The sequence below is a fragment of the Alterotamlana spongicola genome (genome assembly GCF_035818475.1).
Lineage (GTDB): Bacteria > Bacteroidota > Bacteroidia > Flavobacteriales > Flavobacteriaceae > Cognatitamlana.
The window spans coordinates 381,217-399,467 of sequence record NZ_JAYMGV010000002.1 but is presented as its reverse complement, the minus strand read 5'-3'; the positions used below and the strand labels follow the sequence as shown (position 1 = coordinate 399,467).

Annotated in this window: 15 protein-coding genes; 2 read left to right on the top strand and 13 right to left on the bottom strand. The window is 34.1% G+C overall.

The genetic code is table 11. The annotated features are described in order from the left end of the window. Window positions 1-128: 128 nt before the first annotated feature. Window positions 129-857, top strand: a complete 729-nt coding sequence (locus VOI54_RS14170; protein WP_326283522.1) for an NYN domain-containing protein — start codon at window positions 129-131, stop codon at window positions 855-857. 5 nt (window positions 858-862) lie between these two features. Here the strand turns inward: VOI54_RS14170 and VOI54_RS14165 are convergent, their stop codons facing one another. The 12 genes from VOI54_RS14165 to thrA all read right to left on the bottom strand — a co-directional run bounded on the left by VOI54_RS14165 (window position 863) and on the right by thrA (window position 14,882). After that, on the bottom strand, window positions 863-1,834 hold the full coding sequence (locus VOI54_RS14165; protein ID WP_326283521.1) for a ThuA domain-containing protein: 972 nt from the start codon (window positions 1,832-1,834) through the stop codon (window positions 863-865). Window positions 1,835-1,992: 158 nt separating this feature from the next. Next, window positions 1,993-2,979, bottom strand: a complete 987-nt coding sequence (locus VOI54_RS14160; RefSeq protein WP_326283519.1) for a Gfo/Idh/MocA family protein — start codon at window positions 2,977-2,979, stop codon at window positions 1,993-1,995. 8 nt (window positions 2,980-2,987) lie between these two features. Continuing rightward, entirely contained in the window at window positions 2,988-3,992 is a 1,005-nt protein-coding gene (locus tag VOI54_RS14155) for a DUF3500 domain-containing protein (RefSeq protein WP_326283518.1), read from the bottom strand. 68 nt (window positions 3,993-4,060) lie between these two features. Next, window positions 4,061-4,834, bottom strand: a complete 774-nt coding sequence (locus VOI54_RS14150; RefSeq protein ID WP_326283516.1) for a hypothetical protein — start codon at window positions 4,832-4,834, stop codon at window positions 4,061-4,063. 47 nt (window positions 4,835-4,881) lie between these two features. Further along, window positions 4,882-5,601, bottom strand: a complete 720-nt coding sequence (locus VOI54_RS14145; RefSeq protein WP_326283514.1) for a YebC/PmpR family DNA-binding transcriptional regulator — start codon at window positions 5,599-5,601, stop codon at window positions 4,882-4,884. A gap of 118 nt (window positions 5,602-5,719) precedes the next feature. Then, the gene (locus VOI54_RS14140) at window positions 5,720-6,010 is read right to left on the bottom strand and encodes a 4a-hydroxytetrahydrobiopterin dehydratase (RefSeq protein ID WP_326283513.1); all 291 of its coding nucleotides are present in this window, start codon (window positions 6,008-6,010) and stop codon (window positions 5,720-5,722) included. 55 nt (window positions 6,011-6,065) lie between these two features. Beyond that, the gene (locus VOI54_RS14135; protein ID WP_326283512.1) at window positions 6,066-6,905 is read right to left on the bottom strand and encodes a sugar nucleotide-binding protein; all 840 of its coding nucleotides are present in this window, start codon (window positions 6,903-6,905) and stop codon (window positions 6,066-6,068) included. 22 nt (window positions 6,906-6,927) lie between these two features. Continuing rightward, complete coding sequence (gene gcvT, locus VOI54_RS14130; RefSeq protein ID WP_326283511.1) at window positions 6,928-8,010, bottom strand: glycine cleavage system aminomethyltransferase GcvT; 1,083 nt, start codon at window positions 8,008-8,010, stop codon at window positions 6,928-6,930. 355 nt (window positions 8,011-8,365) lie between these two features. After that, window positions 8,366-9,511, bottom strand: a complete 1,146-nt coding sequence (locus VOI54_RS14125; protein ID WP_326283509.1) for a putative porin — start codon at window positions 9,509-9,511, stop codon at window positions 8,366-8,368. Window positions 9,512-10,018: 507 nt separating this feature from the next. Further along, entirely contained in the window at window positions 10,019-11,317 is a 1,299-nt protein-coding gene (gene thrC / locus VOI54_RS14120) for a threonine synthase (protein WP_326283556.1), read from the bottom strand. Window positions 11,318-11,426: 109 nt separating this feature from the next. Further along, window positions 11,427-12,350: a homoserine kinase gene (locus VOI54_RS14115; protein WP_326283554.1), complete on the bottom strand. Its 924-nt coding sequence runs from the start codon at window positions 12,348-12,350 to the stop codon at window positions 11,427-11,429. Between the two features lie 87 nt (window positions 12,351-12,437). Then, complete coding sequence (thrA, locus tag VOI54_RS14110; protein ID WP_326283507.1) at window positions 12,438-14,882, bottom strand: bifunctional aspartate kinase/homoserine dehydrogenase I; 2,445 nt, start codon at window positions 14,880-14,882, stop codon at window positions 12,438-12,440. Between the two features lie 342 nt (window positions 14,883-15,224). Here thrA and VOI54_RS14105 point away from each other — a divergent pair, with 342 nt between their 5' ends. Next, window positions 15,225-16,784 carry an NAD(P)H-hydrate dehydratase gene (locus VOI54_RS14105; RefSeq protein WP_326283506.1) on the top strand — a complete coding sequence of 520 codons (1,560 nt, stop codon included), beginning with the start codon at window positions 15,225-15,227 and terminating at the stop codon, window positions 16,782-16,784. Window positions 16,785-16,828: 44 nt separating this feature from the next. On the opposite strand, the gene VOI54_RS14100 is transcribed toward VOI54_RS14105, so the two are convergent. After that, a complete protein-coding gene (locus tag VOI54_RS14100; protein WP_326283505.1) occupies window positions 16,829-18,202 on the bottom strand; it encodes a TlpA family protein disulfide reductase in 1,374 nt (457 codons plus the stop codon). Window positions 18,203-18,251 lie beyond the last annotated feature (49 nt).

Below are 18,251 nucleotides of genomic sequence, written 5' to 3'. Positions count from 1 at the left end.
AGATTGAAGTAGCTTTTTTTTTTGAAAAGTTCTTTAAATACTATATTCAAAGTATTTGAAGATAATTTAGTTTGTTTAGTACCTGATATTTACAATCGTCTTTGTATTTTCTGTATCTTTATTTGGATATGATGAAAGATACAAAAATAGCCGTTTTAATTGATGGAGATAATATTCCGTCCAAATACATTTCAGAAATGATGGAAGAGATTGCCAAATATGGCACACCGACACTAAAAAGAATTTATGGTGATTGGACCAAACCTCATCTGTCAAAATGGAAAAGTGTTTTACTTGAAAACGCTATAACACCTATACAGCAATATAGTTACACTACTGGCAAAAATGCCACGGATTCAGCTATGATTATTGATGCTATGGATATTTTATATTCTGAAAAAGTTAACGGATTTTGCTTGATATCTTCTGATAGTGATTTTACTAAACTGGCAACACGTTTGCGAGAAGCTGGGATGTTGGTTTATGGAATGGGAGAGAAAAAAACGCCAGACCCCTTTATTGTAGCTTGTGACAAGTTTATTTATTTAGAGATTTTAAAGAAAGACACTATAAAACAGCTCAACGGTACTAAGCCTAAGAAGAAAAACCTGTATAATATTACTCCAAAGATTATAAGACTATTACAAAATTCTGTAGATGATGCCGCTGATGATGATGGATGGGCTTTTTTAGGTGATGTGGGGTCTTTAATACTAAAAAAACAACCTAATTTTGACTCCAGAAATTTTGGGTACGAAAAGCTAATGCCTCTGTTTAAATCTTTAGATCAGTTTGAAGTAGAGCAAAGAGATCAGAATAATACCAGATTCAAATTAATCTATGTAAGGAACAAATAGAATTCTTATTTGTTCCACTTGCGTATACTTACCTGATCTGCCGAAGGAAAGTCTTTAGGAACCTTTTGAGTAACTTTATTTGATGCAGCCCATTCAACACCTCGTTGAAAAGTTGTTATAAAGCCCACACATTCAAAGGAATAATCCATATGTCCCATGGCAGAATGAAATATTCTTCCATTCCCATAATTGATGGCCATGAGTAAAGGCTCATGTCTTTCTGTTCCTTTTTTATCCTTTGCAGAATATGCCGTAGCCAGAATGGTCATATTCTCTCCCTGGCCACGCATCTCAGCATATAACTCATCTTTAGCATGTAACCAAGAATCAGGCAAACCTTTCATAATCGGATGGTTTGAAGCACGGGTTTTTAAAACATAATTGTGCTGTGGCCCATGTGAAGCACATTTGCCATCCGAGGAGTCCCTGACCAGTTCATCATCATCATTATAATATATATAAGGCCCGGTATTGATATCACGGCCTCCCCAGCCCCCAAGGCCAATTATCTTATTGTATTCATCCCAGTCTCCCCAAGCATTATTAGCAGCGTGAACAAGTACAAAACCGCCTCCTTCTTTAATATACTTTTCAAAATTTACCTTAGTCTTTTCAGGCCACTCTGATGATTTCCAACCTAAATTGGAAACCACTACATCATAGGCTTTAAAATCTGGGCTGAAATCAGGATCGTATTTGGTAGAATCTACCGCGGTTCTGGTTACCTTATCTTTTAAGGGATACAAATTGAGTAACTCATTTATATCGGAAACTCCTTCCACCTTGTTATAGTGCGGTCCTATCCAGGTATAAGCTTTCCGGTTTATATCCACTTCAAATAATCCGGTCTGTTCCAGATAATCCTTCATCATAAAAGTGGTTTTTGGCCAAATACCATGATTATTTTCTCCATCAATAATTAAAACTTTTAATTTTTCAGTTTTTATAACGTCTGTAGCTATTGCTATTGTGTCCATTTTGTTCTTGCATCCAAAAAATAAAGTAAAAATAAAAATGTAACCGGGAATAAAAGCCAATCTCATATTGTGATATATTTATTAAAGTATGAAAGATATAAAAATGTATAAGAATGCTATTAGAGGAAAACCTTTTTTTAATTCTTTTTACTTAAAGTTTAAGTAATAGTTTTAAGAATTTTATCCATTACCCAACTTGTGTGTAATGCTGTTGATCCTGTTGAGGGATGCGCTGTTTTATTTTTTAGTAAAACATCACGCATATTCTCTACATGGTATGTTTGTATATGCTTCGGGTTTTCTATGAATAATGTTTCATTTTTTGATTCACTTTTCAATAGGATCGGTTTTTCATGGAATACAGAAAACTCAATATGACCTTTATTCCCGTAAATAGTTACATGATCTAAGTGTTCATTACAGCCAAAGTTCCAAACCCCAGACCCGGTTATGCCTGAATCATGTTTCCAAACAGCAGAAACAGCATCTTTTGCTGAATACAGGTTTTGTTGATTTAAACTTATACCATGAGCTTCTGTAATATCACCTAATAGAAAAGTAAATAAGTCTAAGCCATGGCTAGCTAAATCATCAAAATACCCTGCTGGTGCAATTTTAGAATCCGTTCTCCAATTGTATGTTTTAGATAAATCCTTTTCATTTGCCGGTTTACTCAAATGTGCACTAATATGTCTGATTTCACCAATATAATTAGCATCTAGCCACTCTTTAACTTTTAAAAATCGAGGCAATGACCGCCTATAATAGGCCACAAACAAAGGGGTGTTATTTTTCTGAAAAGCGTTACATATCTCCAAGCTCTCACTATAACTAGGAGATAAAGGTTTTTCAATACAACATGGTTTTCCGGCTGTAGCAACTTTCAAAGCGTAATATTTATGACTATCGGGAGGTGTAGCTATGTATATGGCATCAATATCGGGGTCCTGGATTAATGCATTCGCATCAGTAGAGTACTTAGAAATTTGATGTCGCACTGCATAATCTTTGAGTTTTTCAAAATCACGTCGCATAACAGCATGTATTTCAAAACCTTTAGTTAATTTATAAGCAGGGCCACTTTTTATTTCAGTTACACTGCCACATCCAATAAATCCCCAACGGATAACTTCTTTTTTTATCATGTTATAAGCTAATTATTATGGTGATGACTATGTTTATAATGTTCTTTTATCAAATCTCTTCCAAAATCACCATCAAAATCACGCCAAACGGTATGTATGTGATTGGCTTCATTTTGAGTATTATCAAATTCTATTAAGAAAGAACTGCCCTGAATTCTGTAATAGTGTGGTTTTGTTAAGGTTGTAGATCCTGCCCAACCAAAATAAATTTCATTAAATTCAGAATCCTTTATTATTTCAAATCTTTCTTTTGCTAAATGCTCTGGGATTGTGGATAAATATTCTTTTATTATTGCAGATAAAAGCTCTTGTTGCTTTTTATTCAACAATTCAGCTTTAATGCCTGTAGCCTTTAACGGACTGACTTTAGAGTCGTTTTTTGTAACAATTTCTTTAAAAGCATCTTCTTGAAATATAGCTTGTTTTCTTTGTTTTGTATTCATGGAGTGTATTAACTCAAAAGCCAAATCTTCTTCATTGGCCAGTACACGCTCACCTTTTCGGTCTCCGTGTTCAATTCTTGCAGGGTTAGTTCCCAAAAATCTTGGGGCAATTGAGGCTTTTCCATTAAGAACAGTAAAATTTAAAGACATATGATGCCCTTCAAAAGACCAAGTCCATAGCTTATCTTTTTTTGGGTTACCATAGATGGCTATATAATATTTTTCAGGGTCTCTAAAAATAGTATCTCCGCTAATCTCTGCTAATACACGTTCTAAACCAATTATTTTTTTTGCTTTGAGATAGCCACTCTCACTCAATTGATTTTTTAGAAACTTAAAGGCCAGTTCCTTTTGTGTCTTATTTAATTCAAATAAAGCTATTCCTGGTCTTTGATACATTGTTGCGGGTAAAAAGTGCCAGGTTTCTCTACTGGAATCTTTTAATGGCAATAGGGTCTTTTCTTGTTGAATTTTATTTAATGAATTTATAAATTCCAATACCGGAGTTTGAGCAGAGGTGAAAACCTGAAAAAACAAAAAACATATTGCTAGCAAAGAAAACTTATTCATAGTCAATGTGGTTTAAAAAGATTTAGGCTTGAAAATACAAAAAAGCAACCATAATTTTTCTATTCTTATTATGGTTTAGGAATTCCTACTAGATATAGAATAACTCCCGGGCCAGATTTAAGCTTGCTGACCTCCCAGTTAAAATTATTTTTATTTTCTAAACTTTCAATTAAGCCATTCATTTCATCTACCGAATATGTTCTAAGGCACGACACTATACCATCCCAAAGAACAAACAAAGGCACAATAGGGATTAAATAAGTGAATATAATTCTTCCCAATTTAAATGGTCGGATAAAAGGCGTGGTTAAAAGAACACTTAGTGGAGAAAATATCATAGCCAAAATACTTTTAAAACTTCGCTCCTGAGCTTCAAAAACAGCAATAGCTGATCTTGAATTTATTGCATTTTGCAATATAGCTTTGGCATCTTTAGGGTTAAAATGATGAAGCGATAAAAACTGGGTTCTTAATCCTTCTAATTCCTTTGGTACATTTCTCGCATCAACAGACTCACTAACAAAAGTGAAATTATCAGATTTTTTAGAGATGTGTTTAAAGGCTGGTATATTTGGAAAATAATCAGTCAATACAATTTTTAATTCCGGAATAGTTTTCTTTAATTCTGAATTCAACCATAGCAAACCGCCACCGCCACCGGAGGCTAAATCTATAATAGTGTGTGTTTTAGCTTCTTCTAATGCCTTTTCAATTATGGGAACAGCAGGCTTGTATAGTTTGGTTTTATTGGATAAATATTGCAAAAAATCGGTTCCATAATTTCTTATAGCACTTGGAAACCACTGCTGGTCTTCAAATTCAAAAAAGTGTATTCTTCCCATTTTATTAAAATAAAAAGAGAGCTTATTAAGCTCTCTTTAGTGTCCTTTTATTCTGCACTCTCTTCCATAGTATGATACACATTCTGTACGTCGTCATCTTCTTCAAGTTTTTCCAAGAGCTTCTCAACGTCTTCAACTTGTTCAGGGGAGAGTTGTTTGGTAACTTGGGGAATACGTTCAAAACCAGATGATAAAATTTCAATATCTCTGGATTCTAATTCGGATTGTATGGCTCCAAAGTTTTCAAAAGGCGCATAGATTAAAATGCCATCATCATCAACAAATACTTCTTCTGCACCAAAGTCAATAAACTCTAACTCCAATTCTTCAGGGTCTAAGCCCTCACTATTAATTCTAAAATTACAGGTATGATCAAACATAAAAACTACAGATCCTGACGTTCCTAAACTACCGTCACATTTGTTAAAATAGCTTCTTACATTAGCTACTGTTCGGGTGTTATTATCTGTAGCTGTTTCTACCAAAACAGCAATACCGTGAGGCGCATAACCTTCAAAAATTACTTCTTTATAATTGCCTTGATTTTTATCACTAGCACGTTTAATGGCCCTTTCTATATTGTCCTTAGGCATGTTTACAGATTTCGCATTCTGTATCACTGCTCTTAATCGGGAATTACTATCTGGGTCCGGGCCACCTTCTTTTACTGCCATTACAATATCTTTTCCAATACGTGTAAAGGCTTTACTCATAGCTGACCAACGTTTCATTTTTCTTGCTTTCCTAAATTCAAAAGCTCTTCCCATAATTATTATTTTTTGTTTATTGTTCCTGTGAATACAGGTGTTTTTTATTCATTAATTTTTATAAAAGTGAAAGGAATTTTTATCACACAAAGTTAAAAACCTAAGAGTTATTTACAAACTATTCCTCCGGCTCTACAATATATTCAATGGCTTTGGCCAATTTGAAATCTTTTTCTGTTACACCATTAGCATCATGTGTAGATAATGAAATGGTCAATACGTTATATACATTGGTCCAGTTTGGATGATGGTTTAATGCTTCACATTCAAATGCAATGCGACTCATAGCACTAAAACAATCTTTAAAATTCTCAAACTCAAACTCGGCATGTAGTGCGTTGTCAAAATACTCCCAATCGGGAAAACGGAGCAGTTTTTTTTCAATGTCTTGTTCTGAAAGTTTACTCATATTATTTGATAAAAAAATTGTTCTACAATGTAACAATTTGTGGTTTTAAAATCAACTATATTTTAATTTCAGAAATAATATCCTGACTTATTAGCTGAAGATGTTTTGGAAGTAAGTTATATTTAGGTAACACAGCCAGGTACCTATCATCATTAGTTGTGTAAACCTGCTTATAGACTATTTTATGTTCCAATTCATAGGATCTTACTATCTCTTTTATAAAGTCATTATGGTGAACTAAATCCTGGCTTCCCAAATGAAAGACTCCAAATTTATTTCTATTTATAATATAGTGTATCTGTTGAGTTAGCTTAGTATCATTAGTGACATTCATAATTAAATTAGGAAACACTTCAATAGGTTCTTTATCTTTAGAAGCCTCAAGAATTTCAAGGGTTCTTGGAGATTGTGAACCAAAAACCATAGGTAACCTTAAAATAGCCACTTGCTTTTTAGGTAATCTTAATAGCATGTTCTCTATTTTAATTTTGAAATGTCCGTAAACACTATTGCTATAGGTTTTATCCATTTCATAACTTGGATATTTACTATAGGCATCAAAAACATTAGCTGAAGATAGAAATATGATTTTTACTTTGTGATAAAAAACATATTCTGCCAAATGTTGATGTACCAAAACTTGTTTAGAAAAATTTCCGCGTAGAGCAGAAATAATAATGCTAGGCCTTACTATGTCCAGAATTTCATAAACATCATCCTCTTCAATATTATATTGAAAAAAATGCTTATTCTTTTCAAGGGCTTTGTTACTTATATTATAAGTTCCAAAAGTTTTAAAATAGGGGCATAGTTCTTTGTAAATAGCACTTCCTAAAAAGCCACTGGCTCCTAATATTAATATTTTATGTTTACTTTCTTTCGCCTTCTCTTTCATTAAATGAATTAATCCCTATTATTTACCCTTTATAAAATGGTAATTTAACTATTGTTGCAGGAATTGCTTTTTTTCTAATTTGAATATTGATTTTACTATTGATCTCTGCAAAAATAGTAGGCACATATCCTAAACCTATACCTTTGCCCAAGGATGGAGACATAGTTCCAGAGGTCACTTCACCAATTTTATTGCCATTACCATCAACAATATCATAGCCTTGACGTGGTATTCCGCGTTCTTCTAACTCAAAAGCAATGAGTTTACGTTCTGGGCCACGTTCTTTTTCAGCCTTTAATGCCGCAGCGTTAGTGAATTCTTTGGTAAATTTAGTTATCCACCCTAAGCCGGCTTCAATAGGGGAGGTTGTGTCGCTAATGTCATTTCCATATAAACAATAGCCCATTTCTAATCGAAGGGTATCACGAGCAGCAAGGCCAATAGGCTTAATACCAAAATCAACCCCAGCTTCAAGAACCTTATCCCAGATTTGCTTCACTTCACTGTTTTTACAATAAATTTCAAATCCACCACTTCCGGTATATCCGGTTGCAGATATAATAACATGTTCAATACCAGCAAAATCACCAACTACAAAATTATAGAACTTAATAGCTGATAGATCCTGACTTGTAATGCTTTGCATGGCTTCAATAGCCTTAGGCCCCTGAATAGCCAAAAGCGAGTAATCCTCACTTAAGTCTCGCATTTCAGCACCCATATCATTCTTGGATTGAATCCAATTCCAATCTTTTTCAATATTACTGGCATTAACCACTAGCAAATAGGTGTTTTCTTTTACCTTGTAAATAATTAAATCATCAACAATGCCTCCATGGTCATTAGGTAAACAACTGTATTGGGCTTTGCCTATGGTTAATTTAGAAGCGTCATTACTGGAAACTTTTTGAATTAATTCTAAAGCCTGTTCCCCTTCAATTAAGAACTCACCCATATGAGAGACATCAAAAACGCCTACTGCGTTCCTAACAGTTTCATGTTCAATATTAACACCTTCATACTGTACAGGCATATTATAGCCTGCAAAAGGCACTATTTTAGCTCCAAGAGCTTCGTGAGTTGATGTTAAGGCTGTGTTTTTCATTGAAAATATATTTTGTTTTCTCTCCTAAAGGAGCAATTCTTATTTAGTATATTTCTTAAATTTTAAATGAAAACAAATGTATTGAAAAAATATAGATATCACTTTCACTGGAGAAAAGCTTAACAAAAATTAACGGATAAGACAGGGCTGGTAATATAAGATTAAAAAACATTTAGATTGATTAATGATTTTACATTGTTCAGCCTATGTCTGGAGGCATCCAACTTATGGCATATGTTAGGCCGGGAGTTGGACCTTTAATCTTTAAAATAGCCTTTTTATCAAACTCAAAAGAAAACCCTTCTTTTATGATTTCTGTTTCTTTGATATGAATAGTATGTGTGCCACTAATAAATTAAAAACTAACATCCAAATCTAGCCGAACCCTATCTCCGGTTTCCTTAACTACTCCAAAGGGGATGAGTTGTTTTACTTTGTAATACTTTAGGGTGAGCTTCATGTTTTTTTGAAGTAAATAGCTAGCCACTAGTTCTATACCTCTTAAATTTGTTAATCGCCCGTCCGGGGATTCAAAGGACGAATAATCCCATCTGGCCCAATCATTTTGTGCTAGAAAATCTACGGCGGCATAACGCTCCAGATAAGTGTATGTAGCCTTGAATTTCCAATCTGACTTTTCTTTGAATTTACCAAATCCAATGGCTGTTACAAACCCACTCTTTTGATCTTTAAAAGGAGCTTCAATATTGTTGTTGTTACTATAATCCTCCAAGTTGTTATAATAGTCAATTTCAAAATTTATGTTTTGCTTCTTTGAAAGCAGGAGGGTAGTACCAACGTTAAAAATTGAATAATCAAAGACAAAAGTTTCTGCACCATCCGGTATATCAGGCATATTTCTGAATAGATAAAGCGAAGAAAAACATTTTATTATACCATCCATTAGAGATGCTGATGCCTGTAACCCTTGAAAATAACTGTCTTTATCTAATGAAGTTCCTGAAGCTCTTACTATAAAATGTCCACCATTTAAATCAAGTTTATCTACAGTATTTGAGTTAAACGCAAACTTTTTTCTGAAGAAGATACCCTCGGGGTACACATTATCACTCCAAAACAATTCATGCTGCTTAAAAAAAGGAAATGTGTTTTTACCCAACCAAAAGACATAGCCTTTTTGTTCTGCTTCAAAATACACTTTTTCAAACCCAATGGGCAAGGTGTTGAACTCTCCAAACCCATCACCTAAGGTTAATTGTGGGTCTTGTTGCTTATTGGGAAATCCTGTTCTGAGCCTAGCACCAAATGATGACCAATCATTTAATTGATAATCAAAGCCTGCTCTTAACCTGTAACGTAAGCGTGTTCTATTGTCCCGAAGCGATCCATCCGGTTTCTTTGAATTCCAATCTTCTTCTATTCTAAATCTAAAATCGGCATTAAAAGAGAGTTTTTTTTCAGGGTTTTCTTGACTAATTGATAGGGATGGAATGAGTAAGGTACTAATTAAGAAATAGTGTACACTTTTCTTAAAATTCATAGAAGTTAGATTGGTGGTTAACCCAACAAATTTATAGACTCTTTTTCTTTAAACAGATGACATTGGTCATAAAACGGGTTAAAATGGAAAAATGCTGCCTGATGCAGATTGTTCTTGAGCATGCTGAACTCTTCGCTACGCTCTGAACGGGAATATCAATCTGTTTCAGATCATCTACTATCTATTTTATTATGATAGGATTATTTGTCGGGTCTTTCTAAAACGACATGAATTGCGAATTCTGTACCTTTAAGTGCGACCAATCTCTGTAAGGGCTCCATTGTTACTTTGAATAATCATGCATCTGTGCGCCGTATTCAGATATGAGGTATGGCGTAGTATGGCCAATTTTAAGCTCGGATTTTGAATCCTGATGATATCTACTACTTCTATATGGCTATAATAAAGGTTGAATGTAGAGCGCAGGAGCCTTTTATTAAAGGGATAAACAAACCCCTTAATATCTGGAGGTACTTAAGGGGCTGGTTTTTTTGGTTATTGATCTGTCTATTCAAACTTTAACAAAAAGGCTTTCAAATCATCATAGGTTGAAATGACTGTGGATTCTTTTTCTTTACCCATTACAGATTGAATTTGTTCCGGTAATGGTTGCTCTTCTTTTATAACATCTTCTACTACATCTAAAAACTTGGCAGGGTGAGCTGTTTCTAAAAACACACAATGTGAATTTGGTTTTTCATTAAGGTAGGATTTACATCCTAAGTATCCCACTGCGCCATGCGGGTCTGCAACATAATTATACTTACTATAAATTTCAAGCATTGCAGCTCTGGTTTCATCATCAGAAAAACTATAAGACGATAAATTATGCTTTAAAGTTTCAAATGAGTTTTTATAGATTTCCTGAATTCTAATGAAATTACTGGGAGCCCCAACGTCCATAGCATTTGAAATGGTTTGAACAGAAGGCTTTGGTTCATATAATTGAGAAATCAAATATCTAGTAACTACATTATTCGCATTATTGGAAGCCACAAAGTTTTTTATTGGTAAACCTAATTGCTGAGCCATCATTCCTGCACAAATATTCCCAAAATTCCCACTAGGTACAGAAAATACAATATCCTCATATTTATCATGTAATTGTTTGTATGCAAACATAAAGTAGAACAATTGCGGTAACCAGCGTGCTACATTTATAGAATTGGCAGAAGTCAATTGCATTTTATTTGTTAAGCTTTCGTCTAAAAATGCTGTTTTGACCATAGCCTGACAATCATCAAACGTACCGTTGACCTCCAGTGCTTTAATGTTTTGCCCTAATGTGGTTAATTGCTTTTCCTGGATATCACTTACCTTTCCACTAGGGTAGAGTATGACCACGTTTACACCTTTAACTCCTAAAAACCCATTAGCAACAGCTCCTCCGGTATCTCCCGAGGTGGCCACCAAAACGGTAACCTCTTCGTTATTATCCTGATTAAAATATCCTAAACAACGTGCCATAAAACGTGCTCCCACATCTTTAAATGCCATAGTGGGACCATGAAATAGTTCTAATGTTGAGATATGGTCATTTAGCTTTACAACTGGAAAATCAAAGGCTAATGTTTCTTCTACGATTGTTCTTAAAACAGTTTCCGGAATTTCAGGAGATACAAATTGTTTGATCGCTTGAAATGCAATTTCGGTATTTGATAAGTTATCGATATTATCAAAAAATGATTTAGACAGTGGTGTGATAGTTTCCGGAAAGTATAAGCCTTTGTCTGGAGCCAATCCTTTAATAACCGCATTTTTAAATGTTGTGTTTGGCGCTTTTTTATTTAATGAGTAATAATTCATTGTTTTTAGTTCATAGGTCATTGTGAAGCAATTTTTTTTATTGTAATAATACTTTTTAATTTAAAGAGATTATTACGTTGTTTCACTCCTCAAAATAACATGTTGTTCATTAGTTTAATATTTTTACCCCTTCAGTGTTAATTTTTGAAACGTAAATCTCAAAGTCAATTTCTGTTTTTGAATATACCTCACTCAAGGCTTCTTTTACTCTTTTTGCAGTTTCTAACCCTTTACATAATGAAAAAATTGATGGTCCTGAACCTGAAATTCCACAGCCCAAAGCGCCCGCATTTAAAGCAGCCGCTTTACTACTGTTAAAATAAGGAATCAGCTTACTTCTATGGGGTTCTATTATAACATCATGAAGTGCGTTTTTTATCAAATCATAATTACAAGTATGCAAAGCGTGAACTAAGCTTCCTACATTGGCCCATTGCGTAATTGCATCAGACAAAGCAACCTCTTTTGGTAAGATGGCCCTGGATTCTGAAGTTTTAATTTCTATTTGCGGATGAATTATAGTAGCATATAGGTCAGCTGGCGTAGGGATTTCCAATATCTGTAAAGGCGAAACACTTTTTACCAGAGTGAACCCTCCAAAAAGGGCAGGAGCCAGGTTATCAGCATGTTCACATTTACTTGCTAAAGCTTCACCTTTAATGGCAAACTCAGTAAGTTGAGTTTTATTAAAAGGCCTTCCCAATAATTCATTCATTCCAAAAACACTACCTACTGCACTGGCAGCACTACTACCAATACCACTACCGGGCTTAATGTTTTTATAGATTTCAATTTCAAAACCAAAATCTACATTTAATACTTCATACATAGCTAGAGCAGATACCCCGGCAACGTTCAATTCGGTTTCATTAGGTAAATCAAAGCCTTCAACATGAACCATGTGAATGCCTTTTTTATCGGTTTTTCTGATTACCATCTCATCTCCAATGCTATCCAGACAAAAGCCTAAAACATCAAATCCACATGCTACATTGGCTACTGTTGCCGGAGAAAATATTCTTATTTCGTTCATTTTATCAATTAAATAGTTTTCAGCTGCACTCGAGCAGGAAATAGAACTTTCTTTATATAATTCCATTTTTAATTATTAGATAAACAATTAATCGCTTCCTAATCTAATGATATCAGCAAATAAGCCAGAAGCCGTAACATCAGCACCAGCACCGGCTCCTTTAATAATCATGGGCTGTTCCGGATAGCGTTGTGTATAGAACATCACTATATTGTCTTTTCCTTCTAAATTATAGAACGGGTGACCTTCCGGAATTTCCTGTAAACCAACACTTGCTTTTCCTTCATCAAATTTTGCGACATATTTTAACTGGCAGTTTTTTGATTTTGCTGAAGCGTATAAGCTTTGATAGTGTGCCTCATCTGTGATCAAAGTGTTATAAAAATCATCAATAGTATCACTTTTTAAACCTGACTCTGATAGGAAGGGCGTATTTTCAATATCTTCCAGGTTCATTTCAACACCACTTTCTCTGGCTAAAATTAAAATCTTTCTGGCCACATCCACACCACTTAGGTCTATTCTTGGGTCTGGTTCTGTATAGCCTTCAGATGCCGCTTGTTTAACCACATCGTAAAATTTAGTGGAATCACTAAAATTATTAAACACAAAGTTTAAACTACCAGACAATACGGCTTGTATGGATTTTATCTTATCTCCTGAAGCCACAAGATTGTTTAATGTGTCTATTACAGGTAAACCAGCACCTACATTGGTTTCAAAAAGGAAGGGCGCATTATATTTTAGTGATAAGCGCTTAAGCAACTTATAGTTTTCAAAATCACTGGAACAGGCTATTTTATTGCAGGCTACAATACCTATACTTTGTCTTAAATATTGTGCATATAAATCTGCTATATCTTTGTTTGCTGTAACATCTACAAATATGCTGTTGCGTAAATTAAGTGCTTTTGTTTTTTCAAAGAACCCTTGTAAGGTTGCCTTTTCACCTTGTTCTAGCTGTGATTTCCAATCGGATAGATTTATGCCGTTTTCATCAAAAATCATGTGTCTGGAATTTGACAAACCAATAACGCGCAACTTTATTTTTAAGTTCTCCTTTAAATATTTTTTTTGCTGTTTTATTTGCTCTACTAATCGTTCTCCAACATTACCAACACCGGTTATAAATACATTAAGTTGTTTAGTTTTGGATTCAAAAAACTGTTCATGTAATGTATTTAAAGCTTTTTTCACATCTTTCTCTGCTATTACGGCCGTAATGTTCTTTTCTGAAGCACCTTGAGCTATGGCTCTAACATTAACATTGTTTTTACCTAGGCTGCTAAACATTTTTCCACTAATTCCCTGGTGGTTTTTCATATTATCACCTACAAGAGCAATAATAGATAGTCCCATTTCAACTATAATAGGGTCAATTTTATTGAGTGCTATTTCATTTTCAAAAACGGCATCAATAACCAACTTGGCATTTTCAGCATCCTTTTCCTCAATACCTAAACATATAGAATGCTCAGAAGACGCTTGTGTAATCATTATAATATTGATCTTTTCCTGAGATAAGGTTTCAAATAAACGTTTTGAAAACCCGGGAATACCAACCATGCCGCTACCTTCTAATGTGAGTAGAGCAATATTACTGATATTACTAATGCCTTTTACCGGCCCGTTTGACTTGGACTCTTCATTAGAAATTATAGTACCTAAAGCTTCAGGCTCTAAAGTATTTTTTATATGAATAGGAATATCTAAGTTAAGAACTGGTTGCACTGTTGGTGGATACAATACCTTGGCACCAAAATGAGACAGTTCCATAGCTTCTTCATATGATATCTTTTGAATGGGGTAGGCCTGTTTAACCAGTTTTGGGTTAGTGGTAAACATACCGCTAACATCTGTCCAAATTTCAAGCTGTTCTACCTTTAATGCTGCTGCAATTATGGCAGCTGTAAAGTCTGAGCCTCCTCTGCCTAAAGTGGTTTGCTCTCCTGTTTTAGATTTTGAAATAAATCCGGGCAGTATAGTAATATTATGAGCAGCTGATTTAAAATAGTCTCGGATGTTTTTATCTGTAACACTATAATCAACTTCGGCTTTTGTAAAATTAGAATTAGTCACCACAAGTTCCTGAGAGTTTTTTCTTCCTGCAGAAAGCTCTCTGTTTTTCATAGTTTCGGCTATGATAAAAGATGACAATAATTCTCCAAAACTCACCAGTTTATCTGATGTTTTTGGTGATAGTTCATTAATTAAATAAATACCTTCTAATAAACTCTTTAAGCTATTTAGCTTATCTTCAACATAGCTTAAGATGACGTCATGACTTGTTGGGTTGAGCTCCTTTATAATTGAAAAGTGCCTTTCTTTAATAATCTCAAAAGTTTCCAAAAAAGCATGGTCTTTATTTTGAGCTTGTTTCCCTGCCAAAAGTAATTTATCGGTTATACCACCAACAGCTGAAACTACACAAGCTATACTGCCTTTTTTACTATAGTTTTCTAAAATACTTATAACGCTATTTATATTTTTTGAAGAACCTACAGAAGTTCCTCCAAATTTTAAAACTTTCATGTTTTAATGCATTGAATAATTAAAAATAATACTTGAAATGCTGTGATTTTTAAATCACAAATATGGCCTGAGATATATATAGTTAACAACCCCAAAGGGTTGTAATATTTGTAGTGGCAGCAAAAATAGAAGCTGTTCCTTTTACCTGAAAAGAAATAGACGTTAAAGTATTTTGGCTGAAATGATTCATTATTGCTATATAATACTCTCCAAAAGTATTACTTTTAGCCTAATAAAAAAACTAAATTATTTTTTTTGCAGTATTCTTATATTGAGTAGTTTTTGATTGAAAAAAAACGACAAACAATAATAAGAACTGAAAAATTCACAATAGGATCATACATGAAAATTTTCTCAAAAGAACAAATTTATGAAGGGGATCGGTTAACAGCCGAAAGACAGCAAATTTCTTCTACTGATTTGATGGAGCGAGCTGGTACTCAAATTTTTAACTGGATACATATGAGAATGCAGGGCGCCCAGGTTCCCATTCATGTGTTTTGTGGAATAGGAAATAATGGAGGCGATGGTTTGGTATTATCTCGTCATTTGATTACTCATGGTTATAATGTTCATACCTATATTGTTAATTATAGTGATAAACGATCAAAGGATTTTTTAGTGAATTATGACCGGATAAAAAATGTAACTAAAGACTGGCCGGAACTTTTAAATTGTGCTGAGGATTTTCCTGAAATCCATCCTGATGATATTATTGTAGATGCTGTATTTGGAATAGGTTTAAATAGGCCCGTGAATTCTTGGGTAAAAGAGTTATTTATGCATTTTAAAGCCTGTAAAGCCTTTACTTTATCGATCGACATTCCATCAGGCCTGTATTCTGACAAACCGGTGGAAGATGAAAATGCAGTGGTTTGGGCTGGATTTACACTTAGCTTTGCTTCTCCAAAGTTAGTGTTTTTCTTACCAGAAACAGATAAATATACAGTACAATGGGAGGTTTTGGATATTGGTTTAGATCAGGATTTTTTATCTAAGACCCAAACCGAAGTTGAACTGATTGGAAAACATGAGGTATTACCTAATTATATTCCCAGAGCGAAGTTCTCTCATAAAGGTCAGTTTGGCCATGCACTAATAATAGGAGGAAGCTATGGTAAGATTGGAGCTGTTACACTTGCAAGCAGGGCTGTACTTTCTGCAGGAGCAGGTTTAGTATCAGCATATGTTCCTAAATGTGGTTATACGGTATTACAAGCTTCATTTCCGGAAGTTATGGTTATTACAGACCCAAGCGAAGAAAAAATCACGTCTATTGACTTTGATATCGTACCCAATGTCATAGCGTTTGGAATAGGGGTAGGAACCAGCTCAGAAACTATAGAGGCTTTCGAAACTTTTTTAAAGCAGAATAAGTTACCACTGGTCATTGATGCTGATGGCTTAAACATACTTTCAAAACATGAGTCACTATTAAAACTATTATCGCCTGACGCTCCTGCTATTTTAACACCACATCCAAAAGAATTGGAACGTTTAATAGGGGAATGGAATAATGATTTTGAAAAGCTGGAAAAAGTAAAGGCATTTTCAAAAAAGTATAATGTTATTGTTGTTGTGAAAGGCGCAAATTCTATTACGGTCTATGAGGATAAACTTTATATAAATACCACAGGCAACCCCGGATTAGCTACTGCCGGAAGTGGCGATGTACTAACTGGTATTATTACTGGTTTGATTGCCCAGGGATACCATCCATTGGTTGCTGCTATTTTTGGTGTGTACCTACATGGGAAATCTGCTGATATTGCAGTAGAGGATTTTGGCTACCAAAGTCTAATAGCTAGTCATGTTATTGATTATCTTGGGGAAGCTTATCTAGATCTGTTTAAACAGCCGGAACAAACACCTCAGGAGAAGGAGAATAAAGAAGGCCAATAAAAAAAGCCGCTAATTGCGGCTTTTTTTATTGATTTATATAGGTCTTAAATTTTTTCGGTATTCAGTAATTGTTCTAACTCTGGGCTAGAAGGCCTGGGAGCATTAGGATCAACAATATTGCCCTGGTCATCAATTAGAATAAATCTTGGAATACCTTGAATTTGGTAGTCTTTAACAAACTTAGAATTCCAATCATTATCAGCAAATAATTGTATGCCCCCTAACTCTTTATCTTTAACCATGGTTTTCCATTTTTCATGATCTGAGACTCTATCAATAGAGACGCTTACAAATTCAATGTTTTTACCGTGATATTTCTGCTCTACTTCTTTTAAAAACGGAATTTCACGCTTGCATGGTCCACACCATGTGGCCCACACATCAACATATACATACTTGCCTTTTAAATCATCTAATGAGGTTGTGCCTCCTTTATAATTTTCATAATTAACAAATTTAGGCGAAGGTTTCCCCTTTGCAATAGCAGTTAACTTATTATACTTTTCAGTAATTAACTCATTGTTTTTATCATTTGTTGAATTTTCTAAGAATGATTTGTAAAAGGCATCAATATCTTTTGAATAGCCCATACTGTTAGCAGCAAAATTATATAATAAGGCATTTTTAATACTTTCACTTTTAACATCACTCACCGTTTTTATAAACGCTATACCTCTTTCAAGAGATTCCTCTGTTGCCAGTTGATTAGCTGCTTTTGTATAATGGTTGGTCACCAGGCTCTTGTAATTGTTTAAGAGTTTGAAATCCTCTTCGTTAGTGAAGTCAAAACCATCAAATTCATTTAAAAAATCATCAGACACTTTAAATTGCTGGTCTTTTGTAAAATATCTATAAGCCATTTCATATTCACTCAATTTTGCTAAATAAGAATAATGCAAATCTCGTTTTTCTCTAGTTTTAAAGTCTGCCGAAAGATCATTGAAACTATTCAATAGATTTTCATTAGACTTTTTTATGTCTTGAAATTTTGCTTTAAATTCTTCTTCATTTAAAACATAGGTTTCGGCATTATTTCCAATAAGTTCTCTTTCGTTTTTTCTTTTGGCAATTATATAATTGCTGGTCTGAGAACCATTACCGGAAATAATCAATGATTTTTCAAAATCCTGACTATCATAAGAAATGTTTAAATTATATCCTGGTTCTAAATGTAAAAAAACAGGGTTTTTTCCGTCATAGAGTACATATGCATGTTGTTCAGGGATAATGGTATCTTTAAACGTTCCATCTGGAGCTATTTCTAATTTTTCGGTAAAGGATCTATCAAAAGTATTAATTGAAATATCTCCGGCAGGCTTATTGGTGATTTTTCCGGAAACAATAGCATAGTCAACTTTTGGTTCTTCTTTACAAGCTACTATTGCTATAGTAAAAGCTATTAAAAGTAATTTTTTCATTTTGTTTTTTTATAATTCAATCAAAAATAGGCATTAGTTCAATGTGCCT